The sequence below is a fragment of the Rhodoferax sp. GW821-FHT07F03 genome (genome assembly GCF_059418745.1).
In genome coordinates this window covers 65,021-88,323 of sequence record NZ_JBWKQM010000016.1, presented here as the reverse complement: position 1 = coordinate 88,323, position 23,303 = coordinate 65,021, and the positions used below count along the sequence as shown (strand labels likewise).

Here is a 23,303-nt window from a genome sequence, read left to right as displayed (position 1 = left end):
CACAGGCCCAAAAGGCCTGAATATCCACCTGCCTCAGATCGCAACCACGCACATTAAAGACCCCGTTCGCCCTGAGCCTGTCGAAGGGCTTGCTAATAGAGCCCTTCGACAGGCTCAGGGCGAACGGTTCTGGTGGTGTGTCTGAGCCAAGTATCGAATCAGGCCAAAAGGCTAAAAAGTCAGCCTGGGTTGCGGGGCCGGTACCACTTGGTCAACTCAACGCTGGCAATGCACACCGCCAGCCAGGCCGTGCCAGATGCAAAGCCGGCCAGCACGTCGCTGGCAAAGTGCACCCGCAAAAACACCCGGCTGGTGCCTATGCTGAAAGCCAGCGCCGCAGCCGCCAGCACCAGGGGCAGGTGCCAGCGGCTGGGCAGAAAGCGCGCCAGCACATAGGCCAGCATGCCGTAGACCACCACCGAGCCCGAACTGTGGCCGCTGGGGAAGCTGTAGCCCTGGGCCATCACCAGGCCGTCCTCGTGCAGCGGCCGCACGCGGGCGAAGATCTGTTTCAGCGTGGTGTTCAGCGCGCCGTTGCCGGCCACCGCCAGTACCCAGCCCAGGGCCAGCCAACGCCGTCCGCGCCACACCAGCGCGGCCGCCACCAGCACGCAGATCGCCACCAGGGTTTCGGTATTCGCCAGTACCGTGAGCCAGGCCGCGGCCTGGGCCACCGCTAAAGGCAGGTGCAGGCGCAAACTATCAGCCAGTGCCTGGTCGACCAGGCCCAGGCCGGCATCGGCACCCAGGGCCTCGGCCAGCTCGGCAAACACCCAGGCGGCCGCCACGATCACCGCAAAGCCCCCGGCCAGGCGCACGGCCAGGTAGAGCGATGGCGGCAGGCTGCTTTCTTCGCGCGGCACGTGGTAGCGCCGCAGCAACCACCAGCTGGTGCCGCACAGCAGCAACAAGAGCAGCAGCAAGCCGGCGTACAGCGGCACGGCGTGGGCGCCGGCTTGCTGGGCCCAGGCTAGCAGCGGCTCTGCATCATTCGGCATGGAGGTTTCTTTCTCTGTCTACTTGCAGGGAATAGGTCTTGGCACACACGAATGCGGCGCTGGCTGCGGCGTAATCCCATTGCTCCACCGCGCAGCGGGCTTGGAGGGGCGACCAGCGCAGCAAGTTCACTGAATTGGGCACACCGGCCCGCACCCGCGACGACACGGCCGTGCCGGCCTGCACCACCCACATCGCCCGCGCCAGGCCGGCCAGCGGCGCCACATAGGGCAGATGGATGTGGCCACCCAGCACCAGGTCAGCCCCGGCGCGGGCCCAGGCACTCTGCGCAGCGGCATGGCCGTGCAGGCAGTCGCCCACATCGCGCGCGCGCGCCACTTCCAGCGGCTGGTGCACCACCACCACCCGCAGCTGTGCCGGTGTGGCACCGACCAGCCACTGGCCCACACGGTCGATCTGCGCGGCCGACACCGCACCGTCGATATGCCGGTAGGGCCGCGTGGTGTTCACGCCCACCACCAGTAACTCGGGCGATGCAAAAACCGGCTGCAGATCGGCACCAAACGCGGCACTGTGCCGCGCATAGGGCTGCACCAGGCGCTGCCACAGGCTCAGCGGAATATCGTGGTTGCCAGGAATAGCCAGCACCGGCGCGCCCAGCCGGTCCAGCAGCGCCCGCGCCGCGCGGAACTGGTCCGCGCGCGCGCGCTGGGTGATGTCGCCCGACAGCACCACCAGGTCTGGCGGCTGCGCACGGGCCAGGTCCACCAGCGCCTCCACCACCGGCGCCTGCTCGGTGCCGAAGTGCGTGTCCGAAATGTGCAGCAGCAGTGTCATACAGGACCGGCAGCGCCATCGGGCGCAACCGGCTTCAGCAAGTACAGCGGCTGCGGCGCCACGCGGAATTCCAGCGGCGTGCGCATGCGCGTGACCTCGCCGTCAAACGCCACCTTCATCTTGCGCAGTCTGGGCTTGACCACCATGTGCGAGAAGGCAAAGCTCTCCACCGTGTCGGCCTCGCCCAGCGTGCCCAGGGCACCGCGCAGCATCAGGCCCGCCATGGCCCAGGTGCTGATGGGTTTGAGCATGACGGCGGCAACGCTGCCTGCATCCAGAGCGCGCGGCGGTTGCGCGCCAGCCCCCTCACCACCGCCCTCGCCCAATTGCAGGCCCACCTGCTCCAGCTGCAGCCGGTTATTGCCGACGAACAACGTGGGCGTGCGCACATCCCGCAGCACGCCGCCCTGGTCTATGCGCAGGCGCAGCTGGCGGTGCACGCGCAGCAGCGTCATGCAGGCGGCGCCCAGTGCAATCCAGCGGCTGCGGCCAAAGCGCGACTTGAAGGTCTCGCGGTCTTCCAGCAGCACCGGGTACAGGCCCAGGCTGGCGTTGACCAGGAATACATGGCCGTTCACCGTGCCCACTTGCACCGGCACCGGCTGGGCCTGCATCAGCTGCTGCGCGGCCAGCGCCGGCTCGGTGGGTATGCCATGGGTGCGGGCGAAGTAGTTGAAGGTGCCCAGCGGCACCACGCCCATGGCGCAGCCCGCCGCGTGCGCGGCCTGGGCCACGGCATTGATGGTGCCGTCGCCGCCCACCGCCACCACGGCCGAATGCGTGGCCAGGGCCTGGGCCGCTGCATCGCGCGCCACACGCGACAGATCGGCCGGGCGGGTGAAGCGCAGCTCGCCACGCCGGCCGGCGTCTTGCAGGGCCTGCTCGATCACGGCGCGCTTGGCGTCCGCGCCGCTGCGGCCGGATGCGGCGTTGATGATGAAGATCAAGGGCGAGGCGGGGTCAAGCTTGGGCACGATCAGATACTAGCAGCGCCGGTCTAGCACCGCACAAACGCTACTAAAACAATAGCTACCTGCGCTTATATCCATTGCGCCAATGGCATTTTTGACTACAAGACCTGGCAGAGCAAAGGTTATCCACCGCTTTTAAAATCACAGGGTTTTCCCGCACTTGGCTGCGCCCCCACCGCTCTCCCCCTATACGCTATGAATCTCCCCTTGCTGGCCCTGGCCGTTGCCGCTTTTGGCATTGGCACCACCGAATTCGTGATCATGGGCCTGCTGCCCGACGTGGCTGCCGACCTGGCGGTGTCCATCCCCTCCGCCGGCATGCTGGTCTCTGCCTACGCACTGGGCGTGGCCGTGGGTGGCCCCATCCTGGCGGTGGCCACCGCGCGCCTGCCGCGCAAGACCACGCTGGCCTGGTTGATGGCCTTGTTCGTGCTGGGCAATGTGGGCTGCGCGCTGGCCCCCAACTACACCTGGCTGATGGTGGCGCGCGTGGTCACATCCTTTTGCCACGCGGCATTCTTCGGCATTGGCGCAGTGGTGGCAGCCAGCGTGGTCGAGCCACACAAGCGGGCCCAGGCCATGTCGCTGATGTTCGCCGGCCTGACCCTGGCCAATGTGCTGGGCGTGCCGCTGGGCACACTGCTGGGCCAGCACACCGGCTGGCGCTCCACATTCTGGGCCGTGGCCGTGATCGGCGTACTGGCCACGCTGGCCGTGCTGCGCTGGGTACCGGTGCTGCGCCAAACCTTGGTGGGCAGCCCCTTGGGCGAGTTCCGCGTACTGCGCATCAAGCAGGTCTGGCTGGCCCTGGGCATGAGTGTGCTGGCTTCCACCAGCCTGTTCACCATGTTCACCTACATCACACCCATCCTGCGCGATGTCACCGGCGTGGCGCCGCAAAACGTCAGCGGCGTGCTGCTGCTGTGCGGCGTGGGCCTGACCATAGGCAACCTGCTGGGCGGCCGCCTGGCGGACTGGAAGCTGATGCCCTCGCTGATGGCCATCTTCGCCGCGCTGGCCGCGGTGCTGACCACCTTTTCCTACACCAGCGCCTGGCTGTGGCCGGCCATCATCACGCTGATGGTGTGGGGCATGGCCTCGTTCGCCGTGGGTGCGCCGCTGCAGGTGCGCGTGGTGTCGCAGGCCGGCGAAGCGTCCAGCCTGGCGTCCACGCTGAACATCGGTGCCTTCAACCTGGGCAACGCCCTGGGGGCCTGGCTGGGTGGCGCGGTGATTGACCTTGGCTGGTCGCTGCAAACCCTGCCCCTGGTGTCGGCCGGCGTGGCCGTGTGCGCCCTGGGGCTGACCGCATACACCGCCCGGCTGGACCGCCGCCCGGTGGCCCTGCAGCCGGCCATGGCAGGTTGCAACCCAAGTTAGCGCGGGCTACGCCCAAAAGTGGGGCGTTAGGTGGCTACACTCCAGGCCTCCCCTAACGCCTTTACTTGGTTCAGCATGGATTTCTTGACTCTGGCGATTCTGGCCGCCATGGGCGGCTTTGGGCTCAACGCCTATGACCAGCGCCAGCGCATCGCGCTTTTGGGCAGCCACCTCAGCAACTACCAGGTAGAAAAGCTAATGGAAGCCCTAACCCAGGGTTATCTGCGCGCGCTGGGCGAAAAAGATGCCGAGCGGCGCGACCAGATCTGGGGCCTGCTGGGCAGCACCGAGGCCCAGCTGTGCAGCCAGTTCGAGCGCTTCGCCAATGAATTTTCCAAGGTCGATGCCGAGCAGGCCCGCGTCAGCACCCTGCCCGCCGGTTTGCCCTATGCCAGCCGCTGGTGGCCGCAAGCCAGTTTCGACCTGCGCGCCATGTTCAAGCTGCACGCCCAGGGCCTGACCCGGGCGGTGGCGAACCAAGCCCAGCGCTCACCGCGCGACAAGGCCTTCACCGTGTCGGCCGAGCTGTTCTTGATGCAGCACAGCTGCCACTGGTTCTGCAAATCGAAAAACGTGGCCTCGGCCCGCCTGCTGGTGCGCCACCAGACCGCCTACGCCCAGGTGCTGGACGCCGTAGGCAGCGAAACCCGGGCTGCCTACGACAAGCTGGTCAACGGTTAAGGCCTATCCGCGCTACATAAAAAATAGCTACCAGCGCAGTTAAATACTGGGCGGATTCAATCCCAAGTGCAACACAAGGGTCATTGGATAGTAGCGTGCGGGGGATGGTGTTTGGGCAAGAAGTCGCAATAGTCCTCGATAGCCTCGGCCGACGCAGTCTTGATCCACTCGTGGGCGCATTCGGGGCAGATGTAGAGCTCACCGTCTTCGTAGATGAAGGCGGATTAGCACTGGGAGCTGGCGGGCAAGATCACGGTGCATGGGATGTCGTGCACACAGGAGCACGATGGCCGACACGGTTCCCCCACTGGTGTCCGAGCTTCGGATCAGGCCTCCTGGGCCCGGTACGGGTTCTGCCGGTCTGCGGCGTCCTGCTCGCGGAACTGGCGTGGCGACTGACCGATGGTGCGCTTGAACACCTTGGAAAAACCGAAGGCGTCCTGGTAGCCCACGGCCTGCGCGATCTGTTCCAGCGGCTGCCGGGTGTCGGCCAGCAGCTGCATGGCCTTTTGCATGCGCAGCGTGCGCAGGTGGTTCAGCGGCGTGTCGCCCAGTGCGTTGCGGAAGCGCTCGGCCAGCGCCGAACGCGACAGGCCGGCCTGCTGGCCCAGTTCTTCGAGCGTCCAGCCGTGGCCGAGGTTGCCATGCATGAGTGTGAGTACCTGGCGGATCGGTCGATCGGCGATTGCGTGGTGCAAGCCCGGTCCGTTGGGGCTTTGGCGCTGTGCAATCTCGCGCAAGGCAAAGGCAAACAGCGCGTCGAGCAGGCCGTGGGTGGCCGAGCTGGCGCCCAGCCCCTCTTCACCCAGCTCGCGGTCCAGCAGGCCGAGGGTCAGGGGCAGGGCTGAGAGTGGCGGGAGAGTGTGGCCGCGCACCACGAACCACGGCGGCAGGCTGCGCAGGAAAGGATGCAGCGGGTCGTGCCAGAACTGGTAGGCCGCGCTGATGACTTGCGCGGAGGACTGGGTGCGCGGATTGTCGTCGGCCCCAGCCCTAGAGAACGGTGCTCCGTCTGCCAGACCAGCGCCTGCGAATGGTGTGATCGTCATGGTGGTGCTGTGCGTGGGCGTTGTGCGGTCCAGCGACAGCTGGTGCACGCAGCCGCGGGCCATCAGCACCAGATCGCCCGCCTGCAGCTCCAGCGGCGCATCCAGGTTGGGCGCGTGCACGAAGGCGCGACCACGCGTGACCGCGTGCAGGCCGAAGCTGCGGTCGCAGGGAAAGCGCAGCGACGTTCCGGGCGCGAGCGCGTACAGGTTGAGCAGGCGGCGGCGCAGTCCGGCGATACGCAGGATGTCAGAGAGTATGTCCATCATTGAAATTTTAGGACGTTTAGACATGAATTGTGGAATTTCATGCATTCATATTTTTGCGAGCACCGTACACACTGGGAGCCTTCTCAACCACAAACAGGAATTTTGCATGACCACCACCCTCGTGACCGGCGCTAATGGCCAAAACGGTTCCCCCCTCGTTGAGCTGCTCGCCGCCCAGGGCCAGACCGTGCGCCGCGCCACCAGCCGCACCCCCACCCAGGCCGGCGAGGTTCACCTCAACCTGGCCACCGGCGAAGGCCTGGCTGCGGCCCTGGCCGGCGCCGACCAGCTGTTCCTGTTGGCGCCTTCCGGCTATTCCAACCATGACGAGTTGCTGATTCCCGCCATCGACGCCGCCAAGGCCGCTGGTGTGCGCAAGGTGCTGCTGATGTCCGCCATGGGTGCCAACGCCGACGACAGCATCCCGCTGCGCCGCGCCGAGTTGCACCTGGAGCGTTCAGGTCTGGCCTGGAACGTGATCCGCCCCAACTGGTTCATGCAGAACTTCCACACCTTCTGGCTGCAGGGCATCCAGACCCAAGGTCAGATCCTCCTGCCGGTGGGCGCCGCGAAGGGCAGCTTCATCGACACGCGCGACGTCGCTGCCGTGGCCGCCAAGCTGCTGAGCAGCGACGACTTCGTGAACCAGTCGTACGACCTGACCGGCAGCGAGGCGTTCGACCACACCCAGGTGGCGGCAATCCTGTCGAAGGCCGCGGGCCGGACCATTGGCTACACCGACGTTCCCGAAGACGCAATGCGCCAGGGCCTGCTGGGCGCGGGCCTGCCGACGGACTACGCCGAGTTCCTGCTGGCGATCCTGGGTGCCTTCAAGACCGGCTATGCCGAGCGCACCACCGACGCGGTGCAGCGCATCACCGGGAAGGCGCCGATCCGTCTGGAACAGTACGCGCAGGACTTCAAGGCCCACTGGGCCTAAACACCGACCGGGGTCGGAAATCCGTTTTCCCGCCAGCAAGCGCGGTCAGAACTCCGTTCACCACCTCGGTTTGACGTGACCTGAAAAATATAGCGAAACAGGGCTCTCTTGGGATCTGCGCTAGAGCCGCTGAAGCGCTTCGGCACGCCCGAGGAGCTGGCCAGCGCCGTGGTCTACCTGGCGTCCCCCTGGCGGCCCTCATCGTCGGCACCGAGCTGATCGTGGACGGCGGCATGAGCCAGCTGTGAGCAGGACGCTTGCTACACTTTCAATAGCTTCCAGCGCAGATGCCATCTGCGCCAGAGCCCCAAAAGATTCAAGACTTTTCAGGGGCTTGCACTACCAGCGACTCGCCCGTCATATAGAACTGCCCGCCGGCCACATAGTGCAGGCTGCGCAGTTCTTCCGGCGCGCCGTCGAAATGCCAATGGCCGTCGCTGAAGACCCGCGGGTCAGCCCAGGCGGCCACCACCTCGGCGATGAACAGGTCGTACTGGTTTTGGTTGTGCGGCTCGGGCAGCACCCGGCATTCCAGCCAGGCCACACAGCCGTGCACCAGAGGCGCCTCAATCTGGCTGGCGGCAAAGGTGCTGACACCCAGTCTGGCCAGCTTGTCGGGTGCATCCAGCGCGCTCTCGGAACCCACGGCCAGCGTCTGCGCAGCGATGGCGCGGCAGGGTACATTCAGCGCCAACACGCCGCTGGCCTCGACCAGCTGGCGCGTCAGCGTGGCCTTGTCGATCACCACCGTGACCTTGGGCGGGCTGAAGTCCAGCGGCATGGACCAGGCCGCCGCCATGACATTGCTGCGCCCGGCAGAGGCCGAAGACACCAGCACCGTGGGGCCGTGGTTGAGCAGGCGATAAGCTTTTTCAAGCGGAACAGGAAGGCAGTGTTCAGGTAAGGACATGGCTGCACTGTAATGTCTTGTGGGTACCCCCACTTGGTGCCACTTGGCCAGCCAACCCGTAAGCCATTCCATCAAGATGGACACCGCATCGATCAGCGGGACCGTGTACGCCAATTCGTAGCCCAAAAATAAGAAAACCCCTGAGCACACTAGGCACTCAGGGGATATCTTGGCGGAAACGGAGGGATTCGAACCCTCGATGAGGCTCTACACCCCATACTCCCTTAGCAGGGGAGCACCTTCGGCCACTCGGTCACGTTTCCAATCCAGCTATTATGGCATGGTTTTGGGTCGTTTTTATGCCGTAGGCTGGTCCAACTCGAAGGCTTTGTGCAGTGCGCGCACTGCCAGCTCCATGTACTTCTCGTCCAGCACCACCGAGGTCTTGATCTCACTGGTGGAAATCATCTGGATGTTGATGCCCTCTTCAGCCAGGCAGCGGAACATCTTGCTGGCCACACCAACATGGCTGCGCATGCCGATACCGACTATGCTGACCTTGCAGATCTTGGCGTCGCCAATGATCTCGGTGGCTCCCAGCGTGGGCAGCACTTTTTCTTTCAGCAGATCCACCGTCTTGGCGAAATCATTGCGGTGCACGGTGAAGCTGAAGTCGGTTTTGCCGTCTTTGCTGACGTTCTGGATGATCACGTCGACTTCGATATTGGCATCGGCCACGGTGCCCAGGATTTGGTAGGCGATACCGGGGGTGTCGGGCACGCCCAGCACGGAGATTTTGGCTTCGTCGCGGTTGAACGCGATGCCAGAGACAATGGCTTGCTCCATATTTTCATCTTCTTCAAAAGTGATCAGGGTGCCAGATTTGGCTTCGATTTCAATGCCGATGTCCCAAGGGGTGAAGCTGGACAAGACGCGCAGCGGCACCTTGTATTTGCCGGCAAATTCAACCGAGCGGATCTGCAGCACCTTGGAGCCCATGGAGGCCATTTCCAGCATTTCTTCAAAGCCGATGGTGTGCAAGCGGCGTGCTTCGGGCACGACACGCGGGTCGGTGGTGTAGATGCCGTCCACGTCGGTGTAGATCAGGCACTCAGCCGCCTTCATGGCCGCCGCCACGGCCACGGCCGAGGTGTCGCTGCCGCCACGACCCAGGGTGGTGATATTGCCGCTCTCGTCCACACCCTGGAAGCCGGTCACTATCACGACCCTGCCTTCGGCCAGATCGGCGCGGACCTTCTGGTCGTCAATCGATTCAATGCGGGCCTTGGTGTGCGCGCTGTTGGTCAGAATCGGGACCTGCCAGCCGGCGTAACTGACTGACTCCATGCCTTCCGCCTGCAACGCAATCGCCAACAATGCGACCGACACCTGCTCGCCGGTGGAAGCCAACATGTCCAGCTCACGCTGGTAGGCATCGCCGGGTTTGCTGGGCGCCAGCTCTTTGGCCAGGCCCAGCAGGCGGTTGGTTTCACCACTCATGGCACTCGGCACCACCACCATCTGGTGGCCGGCGCGCGCCCATTTGGCGACGCGTTTAGCAACAAGACGGATGCGCTCGGTAGAGCCCATCGACGTACCGCCGTATTTGTGAACGATCAATGCCATGGAGTGTAGAAGACGCTAGAAAGACTGCCGTGGGGCACGCATCAAGATGGATCAGGAGGTAGCGCAGAGCGCATGCCGGCTACCGCGCCTGAAGCCTTTGGATTGTACCAATCCAGTGCCGCGCCACGACGCAGGGCAAAGCCGGCGCCGATCTTGATATGGATCTTCTGCCCACGTGTCACGCAGGCTGCCACCTGGCGCAGCAGTTCCTGCAACTGGGCGGTGCTAGGCGTGGTCTGGTGCGTGACAGCCAGCCAATGGCGCAACACATTCGCCTGGCGTGCCTCCGACAAGGTTTGCAGGCGGGCAATTACGGGCGGACTACCCACCGCAGCCAAGTCCTGCATCGCCACCTCGGTCAACAGGGATTGCGCCTGGGCCGCATGGGCTGCGCTGCGCGCGAAAGTCTCGCGGAACTGAGGAAAAGCGGAATCCAGCACGGGCAGTACGCGGGCGCGGATGCGGTTGCGGGTGTAGCGCTCGTCCGCATTGGTCGGGTCGGTCACATAGGCCACGCCGCGTTGCGCCAGCCAGGCGCGGATGTGGTCGGCACGCACGCCCAACAATGGGCGCTGGTAGCAAATGCCGTCACGCTCCCAGCGTGCGGGCATGGAGGCCAGGCCGGGCAGGCCCGCACCCCGGCTTAGGGCCAGCAGCAGGGTCTCGGCCTGGTCATCGGCATGCTGTGCCAATACTATGGTTTTGATAGCTACCTGCGCAGAGTCTGCCTGCGCAAACTGGCTAAAAGCCTTGTAACGCGCACGGCGTGCCGCATCTTCCGGGCTGTCGCCTTGGGCTGGCCTCGCATCGACATGCAGCACGTGCAGTGGGACGTTCAAGCTGCCGCAAAAGACCTGGCAATGCCGCGCAAAGTCGTCTGCCGCAGCCTGCAGGCCGTGGTGGATATGCAGCGCCCGCACCTGGCCGGGCCAACGCTCAGCACAGGCCAACAACAAGGCAGTGGAATCCGCTCCGCCGCTGAAGGCCACCGCCAGCGGCAGCTGGGGCGCGAAGGCCTGCATGGCCTGGTCCAGCGTCTGGCTCATAGCCGCCTAGGAATGCAGGCGCCGCTCAATTTGGTTCTCGTGGTAGTAGCGGGTTTTCTCGACGTACATGGCGCGGTCGGCACGGTGCAACGCGGCTTCCAACTGGTCGCCAGCGTGGCAGGTGGAGGCACCGATGGCCATGCTCAGTTTGTGGCCCGAGTAAAACTGGTTGTTCAATTCCAGCAAGGATTGGATGCGTTCAATGACGGCCTGCGCGCCGCGCTCGTCGGCCCCCGGCAACAGCATGGCGAATTCATCGCCTCCGGTACGGGCCACACAGGCATTCGGGTTGTTCACCTTGCCCAACACCTCGCCCGCGCGGCGCAACAATGCATCGCCGGCCACATGGCCGTCTTCGTCGTTCACCAGCTTCAGACCGTTCAGGTCGATGACCAGCACGCTCAGCGGCCAAGGGCCTTTGCGCGAAAGCCGGTTCAGCTCGTCCATGTAAAAAGCCCGGTTGCGCAGCTGGGTCAGGGAGTCGTGTTTACCCAGGTATTCCAGATAAGCCTCGGCCTTCTTGCGGGCCGTGATGTCCACCAACGAAACCAGCACCAAATCCCAGTTGACCAGGTGGTCGGGCAAAACAGCGAATTGCATATGGATGTTGATCAGGTCGCCGCTGAGCCGGTAGTTGACCACCTCGCGCATCAAGGTGGTCTTGCCCTGCCACAGCTCAATCAATTGCTCGGCAAACGAGTCGCGCATCTCGCCGCGAAAGACTTCACTCAGGCGGGCCAGCAACTCGGCCTTGTTTTGCGCACCAAACATGCTGAGTGTCTGCTGGTTCACGTCGATGACGCGGATCTCTTGCATGCAGCGCGAGACGAATTCGGGGTGCACATTGATGAAGGTGCGGAAGTCCTCGATGCCGCGCATGCGCAACTCATCCAGCAGCAACTTGACCGCGCTGAAGTCCTCCACCCAAAGTGATACCGGGGAGTAGTCGAACAAGTCACGTGCGTGCTGTTCACTGGCGACCAACTGCCGAGAAGTCTGCAGCTCTTGCGTAATGTCTTCCAGGGACACCATGACGCGGGCCCAGCTGCCCTCATAGCCTTGCAGCACACAGGCCTGGACCTTCACATCCAGCCGCCGGCCGTCCAGGCTGTAGTTCACCGTCTGCACGGAAAAGCCCAGCGCACCCTCCCACATGGGCAAAAGCTGCTCCATCAACCTGCCCAGCATATCCCCCCGGAACACCTGGTCCAGATTGGCCAACAGCTCGTCTTGGCTGCGGGCGCCAAAAATCTCCAGGCTGCGTTGGTTGACCTGCAGCACCTGCAGGCAAGCCGCGCACTCCGCCAGGCAGTCCGGATGGGTCTGCACATGTGCGTTCAGGTCGATAACACCCTGGCTGCGCCAGCGATCGAACAGGCGCTTGAGCCCACTGAAATCTTCCAGCCACAGCGAAACGGGGGCCAAATCGAACAATTGCGCGTAATCGGCCGGGGATGACACATGGGACACAGCAGAACCTCCTGGCCGGTATTGTGCAGGTTGCCATCGAGCCTCGCCGGCTGGCGCTGCGCGCAGACGAAAAAAAACCAGGCCACAAGGGCCTGGTTTGCGAGGTACAAGAGCGCAGCGAATTAACGTGCGGGCTTGGTCAAACGCTTCTTGGTATCACGGGGCACAAACACCTTGCCGCCATTGCCAGCACCCGCGCCGGGCTTGCTGAAAGCTGGCTTGGAGAAAGCGGGACGGGGTGCATTGAAGTCACCACGTTCGGCACGGTCACCACGGGGAGCGAAATCGCCACGGGGTGCAAAGTCACCACGGGGAGCGCCGCCGCCGAAACCACGGTCTGCACCGCGATCGCCACCGCCGAAGCCGCCGCCGTTGTCACGGTTGCCTTGATAGCCACCGCCGGTACGTGCTGGTGGACGGCTGTTACGGTCGTTGAAACCGCTGGCGCCACCATAACCGCCACCGCCTTCACGGTTGCCGCCGCCGAAACCACCACGATCGCCGCGTGGCGAAGGACCGAAGCTGCGGCCACGGGGAGCGCCGTCACGGCCGCCGAAACCACCGCCTGCACCGCGTGGAGGACGCGAATCGGGCTGGCGCTGTTGTGGCTCCATACCTGGAATCACTTCCGCCTTGAACTGCTGGTGGCTGTAGCTTTCGATGTCGAAAATCTTGCGACGATCGCGCATTTCAGCAAAGGTCACGGCGATACCGTCGCGACCCGCACGGCCAGTACGGCCAATACGATGGGTGTAGTCTTCGGCCTTCATCGGCAAGCCGAAGTTGAACACGTGGCTGATACTGGGCACGTCGATACCACGAGCAGCAACGTCGGTGGCTACCAGGATCTGCACTTGGCCTTGGCGCAGGGCCATCAGGCGGCGATTGCGCAGACCTTGGCTCAGCGCGCCGTGCAATGCGACGGCGCTGAAGCCTTCTTGTTGCAAGTCGTTGGCCAAGCCATCGCACTCGATCTGGGTGCTGGCGAACACGATCGCCTGGGCGATGCTGGTGTCACGCAGCCAGTGGTCCAGCAGCTTGCGCTTGTGCTGTGCGTTGTCGGCCCAGAACAGGATTTGCTTGATGTTGGCGTGCTTTTCTTGCGGGCTGTCGATGGTCACGCGCTGGGGTTCGCGCATCACGCGGGAAGCCAGTTGCTGGATGCGCGGCGCGAAGGTGGCGCTGAACATCATGGTTTGCTTGCGGCCAATGGTCATCTGGTTGACGTCAGCCAGGTCGTCCGAGAAACCCAGGTCCAGCATGCGGTCGGCTTCGTCCACCACCAGGAACTGGACTTGGTCCAGCTTGATTTGCTGCGAACGTTGCAGGTCCAGCAGACGGCCAGGGGTGGCCACGACCAGGTTGGCGTTTTGCAGCTTGGCAATTTGCAGTTGGTAAGGCATGCCACCCACCACGTTGGCGATGCGCAGGCCACGGCAATGCTGCACCAGGCCGATGGCGTCGTGGGCCACTTGCTGGGCCAGTTCGCGGGTCGGGCACAGGATCAGGGCGCCAGGGGTAGCGGCCTTGAAGTTGCGGGCATTGGTGGGGTCCTTGCGCTTGGCGCGCTTGGGAGCAGGTTCGCCCTTGGCAGCGGCTTCGGCGACAGCGGCTTCGTATTCGGCTTTTTCAGCGGCTTCGGCTTCGGCTTGCTGTTTCAGCAAGGTGTGCAGCACGGGCAGCAGGAAGGCGGCGGTCTTGCCGCTACCGGTTTGGCTGGAAACCATCAGGTCGACAAAGCGGGCGGACTCGCTTTGCATGGCCATGGGGATGGTTTGCATTTGCACGGCGGTAGGCTGGGTGTATCCCAGATCAGCCACGGCTTGCACCAGTTCAGGCGCCAGGCCCAGGGTCACAAAGCCATTCGGCACTTCAGGCTGCGCGGTAGTAGCCACTTCGGTTTCGGACTGCAAAGTCTCGGTCACGAAGGTGTCGTTGGAAGAAGAGAAGGAAGCTGCAGGCGAAAAGTCACCCGCGACGTCAAAAGAGTCGTTCATTTAATTACTCACATGGAGAGAACGCGAAGCTGCAATGGCCCGCGGACTGCCCCGTAAATGGTTAAAAAACATCAACCATCAAACGGAGCCGATACCTTTATAGGCCTGCTGGCCTGGCATCAGTTGGCGCAACTTTGTGCGCCAGATGAGTGAAGGGAGATGTGCAAAGTGCACTAATTGATTTCAGTGCAGCCTCGAATTATAGCCCGAATTCGGGTTTCCACCTAATTACTCTGCGGCCATCTTCAAAAAGTGTGTGCGGTAGTGCACAAGTTCTTCAATAGATTCATGCACATCGGCCAGAGCCGTATGCTTTTGCTGCTTTTTGAAGGAGGCCGCCACTTCGGGCCGCCAGCGCTTGGCCAGTTCCTTGAGGGTGCTCACGTCCAGGTTGCGGTAATGGCAGAAAGCCTCCAGCTTGGGCATGTACTTGGCCAGAAAACGCCGGTCCTGGCCGATGCTGTTGCCGCACAGGGGCGACGTGCCCTTGGGGATGTACTGCGCCAGGAAGGCGATGAGTTGCGCCTCGGCCTCGGCTTCAGTGGTGGTGGATGCCTTGACCTTGTCGATCAGGCCGCTTTTGCCGTGCGTGCCCTTGTTCCAGGCGTCCATCTTGTCCAGTTGCGCGTCCGACTGGTGGATGACAAAAACCGGGCCCTCGACACGCGGCTCCAGAGTGGGGCCGGTGACGACCACGGCGATCTCGATCAGACGGTCCACTTCAGGGTCCAGACCGGTCATTTCACAGTCCAGCCAGATCAAGTTGTGGTCCGATTTTGCTAGCAAGGTCTCTGATGACACGGGGGATAGGGTATTGATTTCAGCCATAAACCGCATTGTCACCGATGGCCTACACTCCCGCCCATGCAAGATACCGCCGTTTTTTCGCCCTCGGCCGCCCTCACGCTGGGCTTTGCCGCCCTCCTGATCATTGGTTTGTGGGTCAAGTTTTGGCTGGCTACGCGCCAGATCCGCCACGTGGTCCGCCACCGGAACGCCGTACCCGCCGCTTTTACTAGCAACATCACTCTGGAAGCCCATCAAAAGGCCGCCGACTACACCGTGACCAAGGCGCGCTTTGGCCTGCTGGAGATGGCTTTGAGCACCACGGTGCTGCTGGGCTGGACCCTGCTGGGCGGCCTGAACTGGCTGAACCAAAGCCTGCTGGCCTGGCTGGGCGGCGGCATGCTGCAACAGCTGGCGGTGTTGGCCGGTTTTGTGTTGATTGGCGGCTTGATCGACATCCCCGTGGCGCTATACCAGACCTTTGTGATCGAAGAGCGCTTCGGCTTCAACAAAACCAGCCTCAAGCTCTGGCTGGCCGACATGCTCAAGTCCAGCCTGGTCGGCATCGTCATCGGCCTGCCGATTGCCGCGCTGATTCTGTGGCTGATGGGCAGCGCCGGCCATTTGTGGTGGCTATGGGCCTGGAGCGCCTGGATGGGCATCAACCTGTTGTTGCTGATGATTTACCCCACCTTCATCGCTCCGCTGTTCAACAAGTTCAAGCCGTTGGAAGACGAAACCCTGAAGGCCCGCGTCACCGCCCTGATGCAGCGCTGCGGCTTTGCCGCCAAGGGCCTGTTCGTGATGGACGGCAGCAAACGCAGCGCACATGCCAATGCCTATTTCACCGGCTTTGGCGCGGCCAAACGCGTGGTGTTCTACGACACACTGCTGGCCAAGCTGGCCCCCGGCGAGGTGGATGCGGTGCTTGCCCATGAACTAGGTCACTTCAAGCACAAACACATCTTGAAGCGCATCGTGACCATGTTTGCACTGAGCCTGGTCGGCTTCGCGCTGCTGGGCTGGCTGTCGGCCCAGGCCTGGTTCTACACCGGGCTGGGCGTGATCCCGAATATGTCAGGCGCACCGAACGACGCGCTGGCCCTGCTGCTGTTCATGCTGGCCACGCCGGTGCTGACCTTCTTCATCGCGCCGCTATCGGCCCAGGTATCGCGCAAGCACGAGTTCCAGGCCGATGCCTACGCCGTCCAGCAAACCAGCGGGCAAGACCTGTCTACCGCCTTGCTCAAGCTGTACGAAGACAACGCCTCCACGCTCACCCCCGACCCGGTGTTCGTGAAGTTCTATTACTCGCATCCACCCGCCTCCGAGCGGCTGGCACGCATGGCGCAAGGCGCTGCACAAGGAGCATCGGCATGACCTCCGATTTCAAGAAAAAAGACTGGGCGGCGCAGAAACGGCCTGCGTTGAATGCTGCACAAATCGTAGCAAAGCTATCCCACGTCGAGGGCTGGACGCTGGACGGCGACGGAGCCGAGGTAGCCATTACCAAGACCTTTCGCTTCGCCAACTACTTTGAAACCATTGCCTTTGTGAATGCGCTGGCCCTGGTGGCTCACGCACAAGACCACCACCCGGACCTGCAGGTGTCTTACAACCGCTGTACGGTGCGCTTCAACACCCACGACGTGGGCGGCCTCACGTCCACCGACTTCGACTGCGCGGCACGCATCAACGGGCTATTGGCCCTGTGAGCAAGCACCCTGCCCTGACCCCGGGCCTGGTGGTCGCCACCTATGGCCGGCATTGCATGGTGGAGCGCGCGGATGGCAGCCGCCTGATCTGCCACCCGCGCGGCAAGAAGAGCAGCGCCGTGGTCGGCGACAAGGTGCTGTGGCTGCCTGCGGCCGCCGGCCAGGGCGAAGACGGCACCATTGAGAAGCTGCAGCCGCGCCGCAACCTGTTCTACCGCCAGGACGAGATCCGCACCAAGTCCTTTGCCGCGAATCTGGACCAGGTGCTGATACTGATCGCCGCCGAGCCCGAGTTCTCCGAAACCCAGCTGTCACGCGCGCTGATAGCCGCCGAGGCCGAACGCATCACGCCGCTGATCGCGCTGAACAAGCAAGACTTGACCGTGCCCTTCGAGCGCGCCTGGGGCTGGCTGGCCGCCTACCGCGACATGGGCTACCGCATGCTGCCGCTGTCGCTGAAAGACGGCGGCGGCACCCTGGAGGCCGTGAAAGCCGAGCTGGCCGGCAAGACCACGCTGGTGCTGGGCCCGTCGGGGGCGGGCAAGAGCACGCTGACCAACCATCTGGTGCCCGGCGCGCTCGCCGCCACACGCGAAATTTCGCAGGCGCTGAACACCGGCAAGCACACCACCACAAGCACCACCTGGTACTGGGTGGACAAAGAGGCAAAAACCGCGCTGATCGACTCGCCCGGCTTCCAGGAGTTTGGCCTGCATCACATCGACGCCCGGCATCTCTCGGGACTGATGCCGGACATCAAGCCCTTTGTGGAACGCTGCAAGTTTTACAACTGCACCCACTTGCACGAACCCGGCTGCGGCGTTATGGCAGCAGTCAAAAGCGACGGCAGCGCAGGTAGTATCAGCGACAGGCGCTACAAAATATATAGTGACCTGTTCGCCGAGCTGAACGCCCCGAAGTTTTAGCCCAGGATTTCTGCGAGCGCCTGTACCAAGGCATCGCACTGCGCCGGCGTGCCGATGCTGATGCGCAGGTACTGTGCGATGCGCTCTTGCTTGAAGTGGCGCACCAGCACCGCGCGTTGACGCAGCTCAGCAGCGAGTCTGGCCGCGTCGTGCAGGGGGTGACGGACAAATACAAAATTGGCCTGCGATGGCAAGACCTCGAAGCCCATGTCTTCCAGTTGCAGCGTCAGGCCCTCGCGGCTGTGCACCACGGCGGAGCAGGTCTGCGCGAAGTAAGCCTGGTCCTCGAACGCGGCCAAGGCACCGGCCTGCGCCAGGCGACCCAAGGGGTAAGAGTTGAAGCTGTTCTTCACCCGCTCCAGCGCCTCGATCAGATGCCGCTGGCCACAGGCCAGACCGACCCGCAAACCGGCCAACGAACGCGATTTGGACAGAGTCTGGGTCACCAGTAGATTTGGATAGCGGTCAATCAGGCCCACGGCAGACGCACCGCCAAAATCCACATAGGCTTCGTCCACCAGCACCACGCGCTGCGGATGCAGCAGCAACAGGCGCTCAATCTGCGCCAGCGGCAAGCCGATGCCCGTGGGCGCATTCGGATTTGCCAGCACCACGCCAGCCACCTCGCCGGGGCCGACCAGGGCGTCCACATTGACGCGCAGCCCTTCGTCCAGCGGCACCACATGCATAGGGATGCCGTACAGGCCGCAATACACCTGGTAGAAGCTGTAGGTCACATCCGGCACCACCAGCGGCGCATCGCCATGCTGGAACAGCGCAAAAAAGGCATGGGCCAGCACCTCGTCCGAGCTATTGCCCACGAACACCTGCTCGGGCTGCAGACCGTATTGCTGGGCGATACGACCGCGCAGCAGCGTGGATTCGGGGTCGGGATACAGCTGCAAGCCCTGCTGCGCCGCGGCCTGGATGGCGGCCAGCACCTTGGGGGACGGCGGGTAAGGGTTCTCGTTGGTGTTGAGCTTGGTCAGGTTCTGCAGCTTGGGCTGCTCGCCCGGCACATAAGGCACCAACCCGGCAACAACCGGGCTCCAGAAAGACGGTGGAGAAGAAGTCAAAATGCTACTACTTTCATAGCTGCCAGCATAGGCATTACCTGCGCCAGAGCCCGATTTTTTATAAACACTAACCCAGCAGATTTGCCAGGGTCAGCAGGGCCAGCAAGCCCATCCAGAGGACAACAGTGCGCCACACCAGGCCCACCACGCTACGCAGATGGCCCAGCTCGGGGTCGCGGCCGGGGGTGGATTCGGTATCCACATCCATCTCCAGCGGCAGGCCGTGGCCGGACTGCGGGGGTTCGGTGGTCTTCAAGGCCTCGCCGCCCAGGCGCACATTCAAGGCGCCCGAGGTAGCGGCCAGCACTACGCCGTCGTTGTCGTTGGGAAAGCGCTGGGCGTAATTGCGCCAGCCGTCGATGGCATCTTCAAAGCTGCCCACCACGGCAAAACCAAACGCCGTGATGCGCGCGGGCAGCCAGTCGATCAAAGTCCAGGCGCCATTAGCCACCTGCTGCAGCGCAGGGCTGGCCAGTTGTTGTGGGTCCTTGTAGCGCCAGTAACGCGATACAAATTCACCCAGGCGGTAGAACACCGCACCAGCCGGGCCCAGGCCCAACGCTGCGCCGATGGAATACCAGGCCAGCACGCCAAACACGTGGCGGTGCGCGGCCAGCACCGAATACTCGATCACATGGCGCACGATTTCACTACGCGGCAGCTCGGTGGCATCGACCTGCTGCCACCGCGCGAGCAGCTGGCGCGCCAAGGGCTCGTCGCCGCTTTCCAACGCATCACGGATCTCGGTGAAGTGGTGGCTGAACTGGCGAAAACCCAGAGTGACATAAAGCACGACCACGTTCCACACCACCGCGAATGGCCAGCCCGCGAACCAGGCCAGAACCCAATGCAAGCCCAAGGTCACCAGGCTGGGCAGGCCTACCGCCAACAACCAGGTCAACCAGCCATGCTGGGCGGAGCCCGTATCGAAATTACGGCTACAGCCGCGCACCCAAGCGCGCAGCATGCCGTGGATCGGGTTGTCTCGGGCCAGGGGGCGGACCTGCTCCAGCAGCAGCGCAAACATGATCGCGAAAAAGCTCATCCCACGATCATAACGACCTGCGGCGACGCGCTTTCAGGCCGATAGGAAACGGTAGAAGTTTCGCAGCATTCCGGCAGTGGCGCCCCATATGAAACGTTCGCCATGGGCATCCTGGTAGGGCATGGAAAACCATTCGCGCTGCCCGCCTTCCCAGTCGAAATGGTGGCGCCGGTGGTTGGCCGGGTCCATCAAAAATGCCAAGGGCACTTCAAACACATCGGCCACCTCCTCAGGCTGGTGCACCAGGGTGAAGCCGGGCTGCACCAGTGCCACCACCGGCGTAACGATGAAGGCTGTGCCGGTCAAATAAACCGGCAGCTCACCTAACACCTGCACATAGGCACGGGGCAGGCCCACCTCTTCCCAAGCCTCGCGCAAGGCCGTGGCGACAGCATCTACATCGGTGGCATCGGCCTTGCCACCCGGAAAGGCAATCTGACCAGAATGGTTGGACATGCGGGTGGTGCGCTGAGTCAACAGCACGCTAGGGCCGCCCCGCTCCCAGGGGTGCAGCACGATGGGGATCAACACGGAGGCATGCACCGGCGCGCGCTCGGTAAAACGCGGCTCGGCCCGTACTTCAGGCTGCCAGGACGGCGGGAACAGGAAACGCTGGCGCAAGGCATCCGGCTGCAAGGCCGTGGCGGTGACCGCCGGCAAATGCGCGTCGCTACCCACCACCGGCACCTGGCGCGGATCGAAGTTGGGCAGCTTGGACAAAGGAATGGGGGAAGGCTGGGTCACAGCAGCAGATGGTACGCCCCAAGAAAAAACCGCCGCAAGCTTGACGCTTGGGCGGTTTTTCCAAGGAGAACAGTGCGAATTAAGCGGCTGTTGCTGCTGCGGCCACTTTGACACGGTTAGGCAGCTTTTCCTTGATACGAGCCGACTTGCCGCTACGGTCACGCAGGTAGTACAGCTTGGCACGGCGGACATCACCGCGGCGCTTGACTTCAATACCAGCGATCAGCGGGCTGTAGGTTTGGAACGTACGTTCCACGCCTTCGCCGCTGGAGATCTTACGTACGGTGAAGCCGCTGTTCAGGCCGCGATTGCGCTTGGCAATCACAACGCCTTCATAGGCCTGCACGCGCTTGCGCGAACCTTCAACCACATTGACGCTGACGATCACCGTGTCGCCGGGGGCGAAAGCGGGGATGGTCTTGCCAAGACGGGCAATTTCTTCTTGCTCTAGGATTTCAATTAAGTTCATGGTTTTCCTCTAGTGATCATGCATGCGCCTAAAAAATGCTTTTACCGGGATGGCAAAGCGGCCAGGCAGAGGATCGAAAAGCCTTTGATTATAGCATTTCGCCCCAACGACGCCATTCAGCTACGGGACGCAGCCTTCAAGGCAGCTTCGTCCTGCCGGCTGATGCGACCCGCAGCCCGCGCCGCCTCCAGCAAATCCGGGCGCCGCTGCGCCGTCAATTGCAGGCGCTGGTCTCGGCGCCAGCGCTCGATCTGCGCATGGTGGCCGGACATCAACGCATCCGGCACCGGGTGCTCTTCCCATATTTCAGGCCGGGTGTAGTGCGGGCAGTCCAGCAACCCATCAAGGGCGGGGTTGAAGCTATCCAATTGGTGGCTGCCCTCGTCATTCAACACACCGGGCTGTAACCGCGCCACCGCATCAAGCAAAGCCAGGGCCGCAATTTCGCCGCCGGACAGGACAAAGTCACCCAGACTGATCTGGTGGGTCACAAATTGATCAATGAAGCGCTGATCGATGCCCTCGTAACGCCCACACACCAGCACAGCACCAGCGCTGGCGGACCAGGCCTCAACCGCTGTGTGATTCAGGGCCCGCCCAAGGGGAGAAAAAAGTACCACAGGCGTCGGCGAGGCATCGGCACGATCCGCCTGGATTGCACGCAGACAGCGCGCCAGGGGCTCCGCCATCATCACCATGCCCGGACCGCCGCCAAACGGACGGTCATCGACGCGGCGGTAGTTGCCGTCAGCAAAATCACGGGGATTCCAAATTTGGACTTGTACCAGGCCAGATTCAAACGCACGCCGTGCCACGCCGCTGGTCAAAAACGGCGAAAACATCTCGGGAAACAGACTGATGACGTCGAACCGCATACGCAGCGCCTTACAGCCTAGTAGTCCGGCTGCCAGTCCACGGTGATACAGCGCGTGGGCAAATCCACCTTGTCCACATAGGCCGCTACAAACGGGATCATGCGCTCAAGCGTCTGCGCAACGCCCGCGGCATCCAGGGCCTCGTAAGCCACCACCAGCACGGTTTGCGCACCGGTAGACATCAGCTCCTTGACCTGCCCCAAGGCCACACCTTCGCGGTTCAGCACATCCAGGCCGATCAGATCGACCCAATAGTATTCATCGGTCGCAGCGCTTGGAAAGTTGGCACGCGCAATAAAAATACGAGAGCCACGCAAAGCCTCAGCGGCATCGCGCCCCACGACTTCATGCGCCTGGGCCACCACGCCGCCGGAATGTTCCTTGGCTTCAGCCACGCGCAACAGGCGAGCACCTTCAAAGTGCTTGGCGCCACGCTCGGTGGGGAGCAAATACCAACGTTTGGAAGAAAAAAGCGCCTCGGGTGCGGCGCTATGGGAGACGACTTTGAACCAGCCTTTGACTCCCCATGCATCACCGATGCGCCCCACTTCGACGGCATCCGCCGGCAATTCAGCGGTATCTAAAAGAGGCATCATGGGATTTTGCGGGGCAGGCATGGCCGCATTAGCGACCCGGCTCTGCCCAAATACATTTAATTAAGCAGCAGGAGCAGCTTTTTTGGCCGCTTGTGCAATCAGGCGTTCCACCGTGGGGGAAGCTTGTGCACCAACGCCGCGCCAGTAGGTCAAGCGATCCTGGGCAATGCGGATGCTTTCTTCATTGGCGGTAGCGATCGGGTTGTAAAAACCGATGCGCTCAATGAAACGACCGTCGCGGCGAGTGCGCTTGTCGGTCACAACAATATTGAAAAACGGGCGTGCTTTTGCACCGCCACGGGCGAGTCGAATAACGACCATGATTTATCCTTCGGGATGGTTGAACCATTTCAACCGATGTACCAGGCCCAACTTGATGTAGGGACCTAGCGATATATTCCAGCGTTGAGACACGCAACTGACCACCTAGCCAGTGACACGCTGAAAAGCCCTCCATTATAACGTCCTTCTACATGCCAACCATACGCCCCGCCCACGACAAAGATATTCCCGCCATCACCGCCATCTATGCCCACCACGTCCTGCACGGCACCGGCACCTTTGAAACCACCCCTCCCAGCGCCGAAGACATGGCCAGCCGCAGAGCCGACGTACTCGCCAAAGGCCTGCCTTATCTGGTGCTAGAGAACGCAGACCAGGTGTTGGGCTTTGCCTACTGCAACTGGTTCAAACCACGCCCCGCGTACCGATTTTCTGCCGAAGACTCCATCTACATGGCCCCAAATATTGGAGGCAAAGGCCTGGGACGCTTGTTGTTGACCGAGCTGGCCACGCAGGCCGAAAGAGTTGGTGTACGCAAGCTGATCGCCGTCATCGGAGACTCGGCCAACGCGGGCTCCATCGGCGTGCACCGCAACCTGGGCTTCACCCAGGTGGGCATACTCAAGTCTTGCGGCTGGAAATTTGGTCGCTGGCTGGACGTGGTGCTGATGGAAAAAGCCATCGGCGCGGGCGACGCCCACCCCCCCGAATAGACCCA

At 62.9% G+C, this 23,303-nt stretch carries 25 protein-coding genes and 1 tRNA gene; 7 read left to right on the top strand and 19 right to left on the bottom strand.

Annotated features, from left to right (window positions below; genetic code table 11):
• Positions 1-179 precede the first annotated feature (179 nt).
• From AC07R0_RS22550 to AC07R0_RS22540, 3 genes are read right to left on the bottom strand one after another with little or no spacing between them, the layout of a single operon-like run.
• Positions 180-998, bottom strand: a complete 819-nt coding sequence (locus AC07R0_RS22550; protein WP_495106548.1) for a phosphatase PAP2 family protein — start codon at positions 996-998, stop codon at positions 180-182.
• The gene (locus AC07R0_RS22545; protein WP_495106547.1) at positions 988-1,794 is read right to left on the bottom strand and encodes a metallophosphoesterase family protein; all 807 of its coding nucleotides are present in this window, start codon (positions 1,792-1,794) and stop codon (positions 988-990) included. Before AC07R0_RS22545 ends, AC07R0_RS22550 begins: the two co-directional genes overlap by 11 nt.
• Complete coding sequence (locus AC07R0_RS22540; protein ID WP_495106546.1) at positions 1,791-2,768, bottom strand: diacylglycerol/lipid kinase family protein; 978 nt, start codon at positions 2,766-2,768, stop codon at positions 1,791-1,793. Before AC07R0_RS22540 ends, AC07R0_RS22545 begins: the two co-directional genes overlap by 4 nt.
• 192 nt (positions 2,769-2,960) lie before the next feature.
• Between AC07R0_RS22540 and AC07R0_RS22535 the strand changes: the two genes are divergently transcribed.
• Both AC07R0_RS22535 and AC07R0_RS22530 read left to right on the top strand, forming a co-directional pair.
• A complete protein-coding gene (locus AC07R0_RS22535) occupies positions 2,961-4,145 on the top strand; it encodes an MFS transporter (protein WP_495098788.1) in 1,185 nt (394 codons plus the stop codon).
• A 75-nt stretch (positions 4,146-4,220) separates the two neighbouring features.
• Positions 4,221-4,826, top strand: coding sequence for a hypothetical protein (locus tag AC07R0_RS22530; RefSeq protein WP_495106545.1), 606 nt, complete (start codon positions 4,221-4,223; stop codon positions 4,824-4,826).
• Positions 4,827-4,906: 80 nt separating this feature from the next.
• On the opposite strand, the gene AC07R0_RS22525 is transcribed toward AC07R0_RS22530, so the two are convergent.
• Together AC07R0_RS22525 and AC07R0_RS22520 are read right to left on the bottom strand one after the other, a co-directional pair.
• Positions 4,907-5,041, bottom strand: a complete 135-nt coding sequence (locus AC07R0_RS22525) for a hypothetical protein (protein ID WP_495106587.1) — start codon at positions 5,039-5,041, stop codon at positions 4,907-4,909.
• A gap of 111 nt (positions 5,042-5,152) precedes the next feature.
• A complete protein-coding gene (locus tag AC07R0_RS22520) occupies positions 5,153-6,139 on the bottom strand; it encodes an AraC family transcriptional regulator (protein ID WP_495106544.1) in 987 nt (328 codons plus the stop codon).
• A 109-nt stretch (positions 6,140-6,248) separates the two neighbouring features.
• Between AC07R0_RS22520 and AC07R0_RS22515 the strand changes: the two genes are divergently transcribed.
• Positions 6,249-7,082, top strand: a complete 834-nt coding sequence (locus AC07R0_RS22515; RefSeq protein WP_495106543.1) for an SDR family oxidoreductase — start codon at positions 6,249-6,251, stop codon at positions 7,080-7,082.
• A gap of 316 nt (positions 7,083-7,398) precedes the next feature.
• On the opposite strand, the gene AC07R0_RS22510 is transcribed toward AC07R0_RS22515, so the two are convergent.
• From AC07R0_RS22510 to orn, 7 genes are all read right to left on the bottom strand, one after another.
• Positions 7,399-7,992 carry a flavin reductase family protein gene (locus AC07R0_RS22510; RefSeq protein WP_495106542.1) on the bottom strand — a complete coding sequence of 198 codons (594 nt, stop codon included), beginning with the start codon at positions 7,990-7,992 and terminating at the stop codon, positions 7,399-7,401.
• Between the two features lie 170 nt (positions 7,993-8,162).
• Positions 8,163-8,255, bottom strand: a tRNA-Ser gene (locus tag AC07R0_RS22505).
• A 34-nt stretch (positions 8,256-8,289) separates the two neighbouring features.
• Positions 8,290-9,558 carry an aspartate kinase gene (locus tag AC07R0_RS22500; RefSeq protein WP_495099579.1) on the bottom strand — a complete coding sequence of 423 codons (1,269 nt, stop codon included), beginning with the start codon at positions 9,556-9,558 and terminating at the stop codon, positions 8,290-8,292.
• A 41-nt stretch (positions 9,559-9,599) separates the two neighbouring features.
• On the bottom strand, positions 9,600-10,604 hold the full coding sequence (tilS, locus tag AC07R0_RS22495; protein WP_495106541.1) for a tRNA lysidine(34) synthetase TilS: 1,005 nt from the start codon (positions 10,602-10,604) through the stop codon (positions 9,600-9,602).
• Between the two features lie 6 nt (positions 10,605-10,610).
• Positions 10,611-12,074 (bottom strand): sensor domain-containing diguanylate cyclase, encoded by a 1,464-nt coding sequence (locus AC07R0_RS22490; protein ID WP_495106540.1) that lies wholly within the window; start codon positions 12,072-12,074, stop codon positions 10,611-10,613.
• Positions 12,075-12,196: 122 nt separating this feature from the next.
• Complete coding sequence (locus AC07R0_RS22485) at positions 12,197-14,071, bottom strand: DEAD/DEAH box helicase (protein WP_495106539.1); 1,875 nt, start codon at positions 14,069-14,071, stop codon at positions 12,197-12,199.
• A gap of 228 nt (positions 14,072-14,299) precedes the next feature.
• Positions 14,300-14,908 (bottom strand): oligoribonuclease, encoded by a 609-nt coding sequence (gene orn, locus AC07R0_RS22480; RefSeq protein WP_495106538.1) that lies wholly within the window; start codon positions 14,906-14,908, stop codon positions 14,300-14,302.
• A gap of 27 nt (positions 14,909-14,935) precedes the next feature.
• On the opposite strand from orn, the gene AC07R0_RS22475 reads away from it, so the two are divergent.
• Genes AC07R0_RS22475 through rsgA form a run of 3 tightly spaced genes read left to right on the top strand, consistent with a single transcriptional unit; the run spans position 14,936 to position 17,498 of the window.
• The gene (locus AC07R0_RS22475; protein WP_495106537.1) at positions 14,936-16,237 is read left to right on the top strand and encodes a M48 family metallopeptidase; all 1,302 of its coding nucleotides are present in this window, start codon (positions 14,936-14,938) and stop codon (positions 16,235-16,237) included.
• Positions 16,234-16,572 (top strand): 4a-hydroxytetrahydrobiopterin dehydratase, encoded by a 339-nt coding sequence (locus AC07R0_RS22470; protein ID WP_495106536.1) that lies wholly within the window; start codon positions 16,234-16,236, stop codon positions 16,570-16,572. Before AC07R0_RS22475 ends, AC07R0_RS22470 begins: the two co-directional genes overlap by 4 nt.
• A 56-nt stretch (positions 16,573-16,628) precedes the next feature.
• On the top strand, positions 16,629-17,498 hold the full coding sequence (gene rsgA, locus AC07R0_RS22465; protein ID WP_495106586.1) for a ribosome small subunit-dependent GTPase A: 870 nt from the start codon (positions 16,629-16,631) through the stop codon (positions 17,496-17,498).
• Here rsgA and hisC read toward each other — a convergent pair.
• The 7 genes from hisC to rpsP form a co-directional block, all read right to left on the bottom strand.
• Positions 17,495-18,574, bottom strand: coding sequence for a histidinol-phosphate transaminase (gene hisC / locus AC07R0_RS22460; protein ID WP_495106535.1), 1,080 nt, complete (start codon positions 18,572-18,574; stop codon positions 17,495-17,497). The genes rsgA and hisC overlap by 4 nt on opposite strands.
• Positions 18,575-18,641: 67 nt before the next feature.
• Positions 18,642-19,619 carry a CobD/CbiB family protein gene (locus AC07R0_RS22455; RefSeq protein ID WP_495077395.1) on the bottom strand — a complete coding sequence of 326 codons (978 nt, stop codon included), beginning with the start codon at positions 19,617-19,619 and terminating at the stop codon, positions 18,642-18,644.
• Positions 19,620-19,652: 33 nt separating this feature from the next.
• Complete coding sequence (locus AC07R0_RS22450) at positions 19,653-20,363, bottom strand: CoA pyrophosphatase (RefSeq protein WP_495106534.1); 711 nt, start codon at positions 20,361-20,363, stop codon at positions 19,653-19,655.
• A gap of 79 nt (positions 20,364-20,442) precedes the next feature.
• Positions 20,443-20,832, bottom strand: a complete 390-nt coding sequence (gene rplS / locus AC07R0_RS22445) for a 50S ribosomal protein L19 (protein WP_490593509.1) — start codon at positions 20,830-20,832, stop codon at positions 20,443-20,445.
• A 116-nt stretch (positions 20,833-20,948) separates the two neighbouring features.
• Complete coding sequence (trmD, locus tag AC07R0_RS22440) at positions 20,949-21,707, bottom strand: tRNA (guanosine(37)-N1)-methyltransferase TrmD (RefSeq protein WP_495106533.1); 759 nt, start codon at positions 21,705-21,707, stop codon at positions 20,949-20,951.
• Between the two features lie 17 nt (positions 21,708-21,724).
• A complete protein-coding gene (gene rimM, locus AC07R0_RS22435; RefSeq protein ID WP_495077392.1) occupies positions 21,725-22,303 on the bottom strand; it encodes a ribosome maturation factor RimM in 579 nt (192 codons plus the stop codon).
• Positions 22,304-22,363: 60 nt separating this feature from the next.
• Complete coding sequence (rpsP, locus tag AC07R0_RS22430; RefSeq protein WP_495077391.1) at positions 22,364-22,624, bottom strand: 30S ribosomal protein S16; 261 nt, start codon at positions 22,622-22,624, stop codon at positions 22,364-22,366.
• Between the two features lie 152 nt (positions 22,625-22,776).
• On the opposite strand from rpsP, the gene AC07R0_RS22425 reads away from it, so the two are divergent.
• Positions 22,777-23,298, top strand: coding sequence for a GNAT family N-acetyltransferase (locus tag AC07R0_RS22425; RefSeq protein ID WP_495106532.1), 522 nt, complete (start codon positions 22,777-22,779; stop codon positions 23,296-23,298).
• The last annotated feature ends 5 nt before the right edge of the window (positions 23,299-23,303 follow it).

Coding starts and splice junctions, on each gene's coding strand:
- AC07R0_RS22485 (WP_495106539.1), bottom strand. CDS start 14,071: ATGAACGACTCTTTTGACGTCGCGGGTGACTTTTCGCCTGCAGCTTCC.
- AC07R0_RS22530 (WP_495106545.1), top strand. CDS start 4,221: ATGGATTTCTTGACTCTGGCGATTCTGGCCGCCATGGGCGGCTTTGGG.
- AC07R0_RS22535 (WP_495098788.1), top strand. CDS start 2,961: ATGAATCTCCCCTTGCTGGCCCTGGCCGTTGCCGCTTTTGGCATTGGC.
- AC07R0_RS22470 (WP_495106536.1), top strand. CDS start 16,234: ATGACCTCCGATTTCAAGAAAAAAGACTGGGCGGCGCAGAAACGGCCT.
- AC07R0_RS22455 (WP_495077395.1), bottom strand. CDS start 19,619: ATGAGCTTTTTCGCGATCATGTTTGCGCTGCTGCTGGAGCAGGTCCGC.
- rpsP (WP_495077391.1), bottom strand. CDS start 22,624: ATGGTCGTTATTCGACTCGCCCGTGGCGGTGCAAAAGCACGCCCGTTT.
- rsgA (WP_495106586.1), top strand. CDS start 16,629: ATGGTGGAGCGCGCGGATGGCAGCCGCCTGATCTGCCACCCGCGCGGC.
- AC07R0_RS22510 (WP_495106542.1), bottom strand. CDS start 7,992: ATGTCCTTACCTGAACACTGCCTTCCTGTTCCGCTTGAAAAAGCTTAT.
- trmD (WP_495106533.1), bottom strand. CDS start 21,707: ATGCGGTTCGACGTCATCAGTCTGTTTCCCGAGATGTTTTCGCCGTTT.
- rimM (WP_495077392.1), bottom strand. CDS start 22,303: ATGATGCCTCTTTTAGATACCGCTGAATTGCCGGCGGATGCCGTCGAA.
- AC07R0_RS22520 (WP_495106544.1), bottom strand. CDS start 6,139: ATGGACATACTCTCTGACATCCTGCGTATCGCCGGACTGCGCCGCCGC.
- AC07R0_RS22515 (WP_495106543.1), top strand. CDS start 6,249: ATGACCACCACCCTCGTGACCGGCGCTAATGGCCAAAACGGTTCCCCC.
- rplS (WP_490593509.1), bottom strand. CDS start 20,832: ATGAACTTAATTGAAATCCTAGAGCAAGAAGAAATTGCCCGTCTTGGC.
- AC07R0_RS22545 (WP_495106547.1), bottom strand. CDS start 1,794: ATGACACTGCTGCTGCACATTTCGGACACGCACTTCGGCACCGAGCAG.
- AC07R0_RS22550 (WP_495106548.1), bottom strand. CDS start 998: ATGCCGAATGATGCAGAGCCGCTGCTAGCCTGGGCCCAGCAAGCCGGC.
- AC07R0_RS22475 (WP_495106537.1), top strand. CDS start 14,936: ATGCAAGATACCGCCGTTTTTTCGCCCTCGGCCGCCCTCACGCTGGGC.
- AC07R0_RS22425 (WP_495106532.1), top strand. CDS start 22,777: ATGCCAACCATACGCCCCGCCCACGACAAAGATATTCCCGCCATCACC.
- orn (WP_495106538.1), bottom strand. CDS start 14,908: ATGCGGTTTATGGCTGAAATCAATACCCTATCCCCCGTGTCATCAGAG.
- AC07R0_RS22500 (WP_495099579.1), bottom strand. CDS start 9,558: ATGGCATTGATCGTTCACAAATACGGCGGTACGTCGATGGGCTCTACC.
- tilS (WP_495106541.1), bottom strand. CDS start 10,604: ATGAGCCAGACGCTGGACCAGGCCATGCAGGCCTTCGCGCCCCAGCTG.